The 9,245-nt window shown below is 62.7% G+C and carries 11 protein-coding genes and 1 pseudogene; 7 read left to right on the top strand and 5 right to left on the bottom strand.

Going from position 1 to position 9,245, the window contains the following annotated elements:
• The 5 genes and pseudogenes from BHQ40_RS22825 to BHQ40_RS22805 form a co-directional block, all read left to right on the top strand.
• Positions 1-325, top strand: a pseudogene (locus BHQ40_RS22825) (hypothetical protein); the annotation flags it as partial.
• A 24-nt stretch (positions 326-349) separates the two neighbouring features.
• Positions 350-1,054, top strand: coding sequence for a conjugal transfer protein TrbF (gene trbF / locus BHQ40_RS22820; protein ID WP_070158053.1), 705 nt, complete (start codon positions 350-352; stop codon positions 1,052-1,054).
• The gene (gene trbG, locus BHQ40_RS22815) at positions 1,051-2,064 is read left to right on the top strand and encodes a P-type conjugative transfer protein TrbG (protein WP_070158052.1); all 1,014 of its coding nucleotides are present in this window, start codon (positions 1,051-1,053) and stop codon (positions 2,062-2,064) included. Before trbF ends, trbG begins: the two co-directional genes overlap by 4 nt.
• Positions 2,065-2,066: 2 nt before the next feature.
• Positions 2,067-3,359 carry a TraB/TrbI/VirB10 family type IV secretion system protein gene (locus tag BHQ40_RS22810; RefSeq protein ID WP_070158051.1) on the top strand — a complete coding sequence of 431 codons (1,293 nt, stop codon included), beginning with the start codon at positions 2,067-2,069 and terminating at the stop codon, positions 3,357-3,359.
• Positions 3,356-3,631: a DUF2274 domain-containing protein gene (locus BHQ40_RS22805; RefSeq protein ID WP_070158050.1), complete on the top strand. Its 276-nt coding sequence runs from the start codon at positions 3,356-3,358 to the stop codon at positions 3,629-3,631. The genes BHQ40_RS22810 and BHQ40_RS22805 overlap by 4 nt, the downstream gene beginning before the upstream one ends.
• Here the strand turns inward: BHQ40_RS22805 and BHQ40_RS25915 are convergent.
• A complete protein-coding gene (locus tag BHQ40_RS25915) occupies positions 3,591-4,340 on the bottom strand; it encodes a hypothetical protein (RefSeq protein WP_139139441.1) in 750 nt (249 codons plus the stop codon). The two genes, BHQ40_RS22805 and BHQ40_RS25915, sit on opposite strands and share 41 nt — an antisense overlap.
• 300 nt (positions 4,341-4,640) lie before the next feature.
• Complete coding sequence (locus tag BHQ40_RS27070) at positions 4,641-5,024, bottom strand: MBL fold metallo-hydrolase (protein ID WP_070158049.1); 384 nt, start codon at positions 5,022-5,024, stop codon at positions 4,641-4,643.
• A 325-nt stretch (positions 5,025-5,349) separates the two neighbouring features.
• Between BHQ40_RS27070 and BHQ40_RS26365 the strand changes: the two genes are divergently transcribed.
• On the top strand, positions 5,350-5,487 hold the full coding sequence (locus tag BHQ40_RS26365; RefSeq protein WP_171905937.1) for a hypothetical protein: 138 nt from the start codon (positions 5,350-5,352) through the stop codon (positions 5,485-5,487).
• A gap of 248 nt (positions 5,488-5,735) precedes the next feature.
• On the opposite strand, the gene BHQ40_RS22795 is transcribed toward BHQ40_RS26365, so the two are convergent.
• From BHQ40_RS22795 to BHQ40_RS26905, 3 genes are all read right to left on the bottom strand, one after another.
• Positions 5,736-7,292 carry an MFS transporter gene (locus tag BHQ40_RS22795; RefSeq protein WP_070158048.1) on the bottom strand — a complete coding sequence of 519 codons (1,557 nt, stop codon included), beginning with the start codon at positions 7,290-7,292 and terminating at the stop codon, positions 5,736-5,738.
• 3 nt (positions 7,293-7,295) lie between these two features.
• The gene (locus BHQ40_RS22790; protein WP_253183454.1) at positions 7,296-7,784 is read right to left on the bottom strand and encodes a DUF6766 family protein; all 489 of its coding nucleotides are present in this window, start codon (positions 7,782-7,784) and stop codon (positions 7,296-7,298) included.
• Between the two features lie 766 nt (positions 7,785-8,550).
• Positions 8,551-8,682 carry a hypothetical protein gene (locus tag BHQ40_RS26905; protein ID WP_290438451.1) on the bottom strand — a complete coding sequence of 44 codons (132 nt, stop codon included), beginning with the start codon at positions 8,680-8,682 and terminating at the stop codon, positions 8,551-8,553.
• Between the two features lie 306 nt (positions 8,683-8,988).
• Between BHQ40_RS26905 and BHQ40_RS22780 the strand changes: the two genes are divergently transcribed.
• The coding region (locus BHQ40_RS22780; protein ID WP_139139440.1) for a hypothetical protein at positions 8,989-9,245 on the top strand (257 nt) is incomplete at its 3' end.

The raw sequence follows: 9,245 nt of genomic DNA, 5'->3' as shown, positions 1-9,245 counted from the left end.
CAACGTTGCCAAGACCGGTGCGCAAGCCGTCGGCCAAAAGGCTGCTGCTGGGATGCGCTCGCTCAAGGAGCGCGCGGCATCCGCCTTCCGTTCCGACGAGCCGGGGCCGGCATCTGGAGGCGCCGCCGCATCAGGCCAATCCACCGCCAACGAAGCCAATGCCGGCGCTGCCGACCCGCAGCAACAGGCGCAACCCGCCTGGGCCAAGCGCCTGCATCGCCGCCAGCAGATTGGTCATGCCGCCACGACCGCCGCCCATACGCTGCGCGGAGGTGACGGTGGCGGTTCGAGCAGCGGGCCGGGCTTGCACGATTCCAACGATTGAAGCGACTCATAAGGAGAACAAACCATGCGATTCAAACGACCGCAGGTGCGCTATGCCGATACGCCGCAGCCTGCCACGCCCTACCAATCCGCCGCCCAAGTGTGGGACGAGCGCATTGGCTCGGCCCGCGTGCAGGCAAAGAACTGGCGGCTGATGGCCTTTGGTTGTCTGGTGCTTGCGCTGTTGATGGCCGGGGGCCTTGTCTGGCGCTCGGCGCAGTCCATCGTCACGCCTTACGTGGTGGAAGTGGATCAGGCCGGCCAGGTTCGGGCGGTCGGCGAAGCCGCCACGCCGTACCGGCCGAACGATGCACAGATCGCCTATCACCTAGCGCACTTCGTTGTGCTGGTTCGTTCGCTGTCCATCGATCCCATCGTCGTGCGCCAGAACTGGCTCGATGCCTACGACTACACCACCGATCGCGGCGCGGGCGTGCTCAACGAGTACGCCCGCACGCATGACCCGTTCGCGCGCGTCGGCAAGGAGTCGGTCACGGTACAGATCACCAGCGTCGTGCGCGCCAGCGATGCGTCTTTCAACGTCCGTTGGACCGAGCAACGCTTCGTCAATGGCGCGCCGGCCGGTACTGAACGCTGGAACGCCGTGATTTCCACCGTCCTGCAAACCCCGCGCACCGAGCAGCGGTTGCGCAAGAACCCATTGGGCATCTACGTCAACGGACTGTCGTGGAGCCGCGAACTCGATGCCGCCGAAGGAGCCAAGCCATGAACCCGTCTTTCCGCTTTTACGCTTTCGTGTTGACGCTTGCAGCGTCAGTTCTGTCGTTGCCGGGCTGCGCCACGAAAGGCACGCCGCCGCCGATCATCTCGCTTGATGAGCCGGTGCAGGCCCAGCCGCTGCCCGAACCGCCCAAGCCGGTTGAAGTGGTGGAGGTGCCCAAGGTGCTGCCGATGCCGGCGCAGATGAAACCTCTGCCCGAGAGCATCGAAGCCAAGGCTGTACCGGAACCCGCCGATGAAAAGCTGCGGGTCTCGCGTGCCAACGCCGAGGCGCGCATCGCACCCACGCGCGAGGGTTACGTCAACGCCATTCAGGTCTGGCCCTTCACGGATGGTGCGCTGTATCAGGTCTATGCGGCGCCGGGGCGGGTGACGGTGATTTCTCTCCAACCGGGAGAGGAGCTGATGACGGTTGCCGCCGGAGATACGGTGCGCTGGATCGTCGGAGACACCTCCAGCGGCACCGGTGACGCGCTGCGCGTCAGCGTGCTGGTCAAGCCGATCCGCTCGGGCCTCAAGACCAATCTGGTCGTCACCACCAGTCGGCGCACCTACCTGATTGAACTTACCTCGACCGAACGCGCCTGGATGGCTTCGGTATCGTGGGAATACCCGAAAGATCGGATGCTGGCCCTGCAACGCCAGGCGCAGGCCGCACAGGCGACCGCGCCGGTCGATAGCGGCCTGTCGTTGGAGAAGATTCGCTTCCGCTATGCCATCAGCGGCAGTAATGCGCCGTGGAAACCGATGCGCGCCTTCGACGACGGCGAGAAGGTGTATATCCAGTTCCCGCCAGGCATCGCGCAAGGCGAACTGCCGCCGCTGTTTGTGATCGGCGCTCAGGGCGATGGGCAACTGGTGAACTACCGTTTCCGTCCGCCGTACTACATCGTGGACCGGCTGTTCGGTGCGGCTGAACTGCGCTTGGGCGGCGATAAAGGGGACGTGGTACGCATTGAGCGCACGGATGGTGTAGTGGGCGCAGTGCGGGGGAACTGACCATGAGCCAGAACGACACCCCGGACATTCCTGTTCCCGACGCAGCCCCAAAGGTCGCGCCGGAGAACGTGGCGCTTCGCGCGCAGCCGCGCCCGGTGACGCGATTGAACCGTCGCACGTTGGCGATCCTGTCCGGTGGCCTTGCTGTTGCCGTGCTGGGTGCAACCATGTGGTCGCTACAACCGCGCAAGCGCAGTGCAGGCGAACAGGCCGAGCTTTTCAACGTGGATCGCGTTTCGCGCTCGGAAGGACTGGACCAGCTTCCGGCCGATTACTCCAAGCTGCCGCGGGCTTTGCCTCCCCAAGTACCCGAGCTGGGGCCGCCGCTGCCGGGCGACTTGGGGCCAGCCATCGTGAAATCGCAGCAGCCAGTAGCGCCCACCTACACGCCACCTGGCCACGCTCCGGCTTCCGCCGAGCACGACGCGTACCGCAAGGAAGCGGAAGCGGCGGCGGGGGCATCGGTGTTCTTCCGCTCCAGTAACCAGCGCGCCGCTGCCGCGCCAGCACAGGTGGCTGCGGCCAGTCCTGCGTCCGGCCTTGCGGGCTTCGATCCGATGGCCGCAGGGCCCGCCTCGACCGCAGCACAGCCGGCCGATCCGACCGCCGTGCAGAATCGACAAGACCAGAAAGAGGCGTTCCTGAAAGCCGGTTCCACGGAAACCCGTAATTCCGGGAACCTGAAAATGCCGGCCTCGCCGTATCAGGTCATGGCCGGCACGGTGATCGCGGGCGCGCTGGTCACGGGCATCAAGTCCGACCTACCGGGCGACGTGATCGCCACGGTGACGGAGCCGGTCTACGACACGGCCACCGGCAAGTTCCTGTTGGTCCCGCAGGGTTCGCGCATCCTCGGCCGCTACAACAGCCAGGTGAGCTACGGACAGAGCCGGGTGCAAGTGGTGTGGAACCGGATCATCCTGCCCGACACGTCTTCGCTGACGCTGGACAACCTGGCTGGTGCCGATCCTGCCGGCAATTCCGGACTGGAGGATGGCGTCGATTGGCATTGGGATCGCATCTTTGCCGGTGGGGCGCTAACGACGCTGCTAGGTGTCGGTGCCGAACTGGCCGCGCCGGAGAACCGCCAGAACGGCGATCGCGTCATCAACGCTGGACGCAACAGCTTGCAGGACAGCGCGAACCAGGTTGGCCAAGAGATGACTCGGCGCAACCTCAACATCCAACCCACGTTGACGGAACGGCCGGGCCTGCCGGTACGCATCATCGTCAACCGGGATCTGGTGCTGCGCCCCTATCAGCCGCTGTTCTTCAATCGGGGGACTTCTCGATGAGTACCACGCGCAAGCTGCGGCTGGGGCCGCTGCCCAAGACCGAAAGCATCAAGCTGACCTTTACGTGCCCGGCCAGCCTCAAGGCGGACCTCGACCGTTACGCTGCGCTGCATGCGCAGACCTATGGCGAAACGGTCGATGCGGCGACGCTGATCCCGCACATGCTGGAGGCGTTCATGGCGGGAGATCGAGGGTTCAGGCGCGTGGGTTCGCCTAGGCGATCCGCAACGACTACTGCCAAGACGGAGCCGTCACAGCCTTTGCGTCAGTAACCGCAAGCCACGAGACTGCCCGCGGTGTGCGGCTGGAATGACGGTCAATCTCGAAGCCATGTAGAACGTTGAAGCCGAGTTGCGCTGCCGACCTGACAATATGCTCGATCCAGCCGCGCGTCAGGTTGTGCTGTGCAATTTTGAGTTGGACTTCTGGAGCAATACCTTTGTATTGGGCTGCGTTCCTTGCAAGGTGCAGCATGAATCTTGGATCGTCTGATGCGAAGCGCAAGACTTCGCCCGACCTCCATGCTGTCGTCCACGCCTGCGAAGTGCGTCCATAGATGCATATTTTTGCGAGGTCATTTCTCATCACGAGCTGGCGAAGATGCTCAGCATCTGCCGATCCCACAGTGGCGTCCAGGATCTTGGCCTGATCGGTGATCCGTACCGAACAGACATTGGGGCCGGCTTCCCGAGCCGCATCCAAATCGCGGGTGAAGAAGACCCCTGAATGAGGAACACGCAGCTCTTCACCGGGCACGGGTGGTGGAGGAACCACCCATGATCGGAATTGAGCGTTGTTCGTTCCATGAAACCACGCGGCAGCTCGAATGTTGTCCATACTCTTCGTCTGACGAAAATGAAGAGGCCGCCCCTGCGCGAACAGGGGCGGCCCTGAATTGGTGCCCGAGGCCGGAATCGAACCGGCACGCCTTTCGGCGAGGGATTTTCTTACCACTTCGGCTTTCGCCGCCAGCGCATGCACTGTTCGTGGTCTGGAGCACGCCTTCACCATAGCCTTGCAGCCGTAGGTGCCCGCCGTCTGCTCTCTACACCTTCCCAGGCGCTGGGCCTGGGCTTGGCTCGGCGTTGGCTCGGATGCCGGGGCATCCAGGGCTTTCGCCGACTTTGACGGGCTTCACTTCGGGCGTTTCCCCCCGAAGGCTCAAATTGTTTAAGTCCCTTGTGTCTACCGATTTCACCACTCGGGCATTACATGATGCGCAGGAGCCTACACTTCTGCTGGCTCCTGCTTGGCTCCTGACCATCAAGGCGAGCCTCGAAGCTACGCCTTGAATGCTCGCAAGCCGTTGTCACTATTGACCTTCCGCCCTGATGGCACAAGCAGAAAGGACTTGACAAAACAGATTTTAAGCCCGCCCGCTCCGCTGTCGATCAGCAGCGCGCGATCCTTCCCGAAGATCAGATAGAGAAATGGCGCCTCGAAATTGGTTTTGACGGACTGGCGGATGACAAACGTGTCCGCGTCGATCGATTGTATCTGGGTTTCCGGCTCCGTTGCCGCCGTCCCGTCGATCCAATGCTCGAACTGGGGCGTCACCGGCGCAGGCGCTGCCGCTCCCAAGAGCAGTACCCCGCCAATCAATGCGGCATGAAGAGGCTTGGCGGCAAGACGGCGGATGGCGTGAAGCAATGCGGTTTCCCCCATATTGCCACCATATGAATTATTGCTGCCTGAGCAAGCCGGCAAGGGATGGCGGGGGCTGAATCTAGTTTGATATCCGATTCGTCCCAGGATGCGATGCGCATGCGACTCTGCGCCATGCCCGCACGGGTTACAAAGAGCGATGATGGCTCCAGGAAACGCCGATTTCCGCTATTCCCAGGACATCAGCAGATATCCGGGAAGAAAATGGTGCCAGAAGAGGACTCGAACTCATATTTTATCTAACTGCTTTATAAACATAGTGTGGATTTTCCCTCTGCCTTGTACCCTATTTTATACCCTCAAGATAAAAGTGAGGAGAAGTTCGATGCCCAAAATTATCGGTATTGATGATTTTTCTCGATCTTCCTCGATCGCAAATTTCCTTCCAACCTTGATGTTTCAATTGTGGGGTTCAACCGCGATCTGCTCAGTCCCGGTCGCGCCGCCGGTGATGACCGCCTAGCGCCTTTGCAGCCTTGGCTGCTCGTTTTGGGCATCGGCGAGATTGGCAGGCTGTAGTTCTGTGGTGTCAGATATGAAGATCTCCTTTGGTCTTGGCTGAAGGTCCGGGTGCGCCGGATGGGATCCTGCTAGACGGCACGCTTGGCTGGCCCGCGATCCCATGCGCAACGGGAGGACAGGCTCGATCTCCGGACGGGCAGGTCCGCTCAGGGATGGGCGCGGTGGACGGGCAAGTCGCCAGCGTTGCGGTCATGTCGGCTTGCTCCCCCGTGCGACATGATGCTGCAGCCGTAGCCAGCGTGCGCGGCGCCTCGCATCGTGCACGAGCGCACCTGGCAGGTCAGTGAGCGCGCGCAGCCCGGTGACGGTGCCGAGGTTGCGGACCGCGCGCCGGGTCTCGCCGACGATGTGCTCGACCATTTCTTTGGGATCGATCTGGCCTTCCTCTTGCACCAGCGACAAGCGGTGGAGGGCATAGAGACCGAGCAGCCAGGCGCTCAGGAAGTAGAAGTCCCAGTGCGACAGCGAAATCGGGCTAAGCAACACCGTGCCGTTAGGACTGGTCCAGCGCAGTAAGAGTTCGAAGCGCCGGGCAGCGAAGAAATCGGCGAACAGACCGCCGAGGATCGGGGCAATGCCGGCGGCGAGCGACGAGGTTAGCGCGCTGGTCGCGACATAGGCGGTCGCTTCGCCGCGCGGGCTCAGCTTGAGCGCGATATTGGCGGTGGCGAGCGTGACCCCGGCCACTGCCGCGCCCATCAGCGCGTGCAGACCGACGAGATAGGCCATGCCGACATCGCTCGCGCCGAGCGGCGAGGCACCTATCATCCCGACGATGCACAGTATATAGGTAGGTGCGGCCACCGCGAGCACCGACTTGTGCGCGAACCGATCGCCGAGCGTGCCCCAGCCGCGCACCGCGATGAGGTTGGTGACCTGGCTCGCGACGCTCAGCAGCATCACGAAGGTCATGTCGAAGCCGAGCCGGCTGACGATGAATACGGTGAAGAAGGGCGTGGCGAGATTGACTGCGAATGCCAGCTCGAGAGAAACATGACCAGCCGCCGGAAATTGGGATCGGCGAGCGGACGACGCAGCATCGAGACGAGGCCGAGCGGCTCGCCGGTCGGCAGCGGCATGGCAGGCTCGGGCATTCTCGCCACCACCACCGCCACTGATCAGGCCGGTCGCGCAGCCCACCAGATAAAGACCCGCAAAGGCGAGCGCGCGGGCGTCGCTTCCTGCTTGTGTCCGGTCGAGCAGGAAGGCGGCGGCAAGACCGGCGATGAGGCTTACGGTCGTGGTCCAAGTCGTCCGCCGCGCGAAGATGAACCCGAGTCGCTCCTGCGGCGCCAGATCGCGCAGCCAGCCATTCCAGGCACAGCCGCCGATCGCGCCGAGACCGCACAGCACGAACTGCCCCAATATCAACGCCGTGATCGCCAACGGGGAGGGAAGAAAGGCGGCGAGCGTCATCAGCAGCAGCATCGAGCGGCCGATCGCGCTGGTGACGACCGCGATCGCCTTGCGGCGGCGCAGGCGCTCGATCAGTAGAACCGCTGGGGCCTGCAGCAACTGGCCGAGGAACGGCGCGCTGGCGAGAATGCCGACAATTAGGTTCGACGCCCCAAGATGCAACGCGAAGGCAGTCAGGATGACGCCGCTGGTGACCACCGCGGTCGCGCTCGAATAGCCCGCTTCATAGATCAAGCGTCTGAGCCCGGCCTCGCGCTCGGCGTCGCCGATCTGCGCCTGCGGCGCGAGCGACAGGCCCGGGCGGGAGCGAAAGGCGGGGCTGGCGTCCACCGGCTATTCGCGCCCTTCCACGATACCCGAAGGGTCGCGCCGTTCTGCTTCATGCTCATGCGGTCTTGCATGGCCGCCATGACGCAGGAACCGCCGGTCGATCTCGTCGATGATCGTCTTGGCCTTGTCGCTCGCCTGAAGCCGGATCAGCGCGTCGAGCTTGGCCTCGGTGCGGTCGTCATTCTCCTTGGAGGAGGGGGACCCGACATAGAGGAAATAGGCTAGGCCCACGACCTGCCAAAGCAGTTGCAGGAACTCCGACTGCCAGTTCTCGAACGTGTCGCGGCCCATCTCGATCAGATAGGTCGAGACCTCGGGCGCCTGCGCATGCTCCTTCGCGTCCTCGACATAGGCGTACCAGCCAAATGCCCAATGGCCGACAATCGAGACGGCGAAGAACAGCATTGTCAGCCAGGCGTAAGCATATTTGCGCATCGCAATGTCCCTCGCGGGCCGAACCGCCTCAATCGGGCTGTCGGCAGGACGCCGCACGGCTCCCGCCATCCTTGTCGAAGCAGAACGGCAATTTTCTGTTGTACACGTCAGAAACTGATCGGGAGTGCTTCTGGTTTCGGAAAAAGACAACAAAGACATGAACTTAACATATGATAGTCAATCGCCGGCGCGCGCGTCGGCAAGTCACGCCGGAGCGAGATAATATGATGCGCGACAGCTATGAGCGCGACAGCGGTGGTTCCCACGGGTCAGGGAAGAGGCAGCCTCGAGTGGAATCGCCTAGCGGCAACGGCAGCGCGCGTTTCAAGAGCAGGTTCCGGCCTAGCTTGGCCATTTAGCCATGCCGCCGACCAGCGCCAGCGCGCCGATGCGTTCGGCAACGTGACGCGGCGCGCGAGCGCCATAGTTTCGCTCGATCGCGAGAGTTTCGGCCCAGCGTATCTATTCGAGTGTCATAGGAGCGAGGCCGCCTCGGCAATGGCGGCCGGCTTGTTCTTCATCCTAGGTCGGAGGTGGGTTCCATCGCGATCAGGTGATCGGGAAAGCAACGCGACTGGAATGCGAACATGTCCTCAATGCTGCCATGGAGCCACTGGTCCCATTCATCGGCATGAAGGATGCTGGCATGCGGTCATGTACCGGGCGGATCACCTCGTTGCAGTCGGTCATCTGTCCGCATAGACCGGTCCCGATTCATCGGACATGCGCCATAGGCCGGCCGAGGTGAAGATCGGCTGGTCGGTGACCGAGAACCAGGTGTGGGTCTTCGATCTCTCGGGTCCTTCCTCCTCGGCGAAGCACGTTACGGGATCAGGCAGCGCCACTGCGGCTTGGCGAGGTCGACGATTTTGTTGACCGGCTTGGGCTTGGCGGTCGGGCTCATGCCTTTCAGTCGCAGCGGAAAACCCCACGTCATTAACTGCATGATGCGCATACCTGCAGCCTCGCGCACGACGTACCCCGGAGTGCCCGGATAGACCTAGTCCGGCGCGTTCGACGCCGTCGGGTTCGCCACCCCGATATGCGCGGCGACCTCGGCAGCGGATTCGCGCACGGTGTAGATTGCACATGGACGTAAAGCTAGCATATTCGCAGTCGCTTAAGAAGCCTTTCGATGTGTGCGGCGATTGCGGTGCAATAATCGCCCCGACCGGGGCGCAATATGCTATCGGTCACTCAACCTGTCCCGTTTCGTGGGCCAATTCATTGACTTGACGTCGTTTAAACCAGATAGGCAGGGATGTCTTCCGATAAGCCGCATAGCTTTACGCTCACACCCGATCTCGCGCATCTGCTCGACACCCGTATCGCCGCTGGCGGTTATGGCAATGCCGACGCCCTTTTTGCCGCGGTTCTGGGCCAGGAGGCCGGTGTTCCTGCAACGCGCGCAGCGCTCGAAGGATGGCCGTTCGGTGGCGGCGAATGCGGCGCGCTGATCCGCGCGCGCGACTGGGCGGCAACAGCTTTGGGGCCGATCCACAGCTGGTCCCTGGAATT

Source organism: Sphingobium phenoxybenzoativorans, from assembly GCF_001757355.1.
In the GTDB taxonomy this organism is placed as follows: Bacteria; Pseudomonadota; Alphaproteobacteria; order Sphingomonadales; family Sphingomonadaceae; genus Sphingobium; species Sphingobium phenoxybenzoativorans.
The sequence above is the reverse complement of the archived record's forward strand: the minus strand, read 5'-3'. Positions and strand labels throughout refer to the sequence as shown.

Bases quoted from the DNA above. Each gene is read 5' to 3' on its own strand.
- BHQ40_RS22810 (WP_070158051.1), top strand. From the start codon at position 2,067: ATGAGCCAGAACGACACCCCGGACATTCCTGTTCCCGACGCAGCCCCA.
- trbF (WP_070158053.1), top strand. From the start codon at position 350: ATGCGATTCAAACGACCGCAGGTGCGCTATGCCGATACGCCGCAGCCT.
- BHQ40_RS27070 (WP_070158049.1), bottom strand. From the start codon at position 5,024: ATGGGGGAAACCGCATTGCTTCACGCCATCCGCCGTCTTGCCGCCAAG.
- BHQ40_RS26905 (WP_290438451.1), bottom strand. From the start codon at position 8,682: ATGCGCATCATGCAGTTAATGACGTGGGGTTTTCCGCTGCGACTGAAA.
- BHQ40_RS22805 (WP_070158050.1), top strand. From the start codon at position 3,356: ATGAGTACCACGCGCAAGCTGCGGCTGGGGCCGCTGCCCAAGACCGAA.
- BHQ40_RS26365 (WP_171905937.1), top strand. From the start codon at position 5,350: ATGCCCAAAATTATCGGTATTGATGATTTTTCTCGATCTTCCTCGATC.
- trbG (WP_070158052.1), top strand. From the start codon at position 1,051: ATGAACCCGTCTTTCCGCTTTTACGCTTTCGTGTTGACGCTTGCAGCG.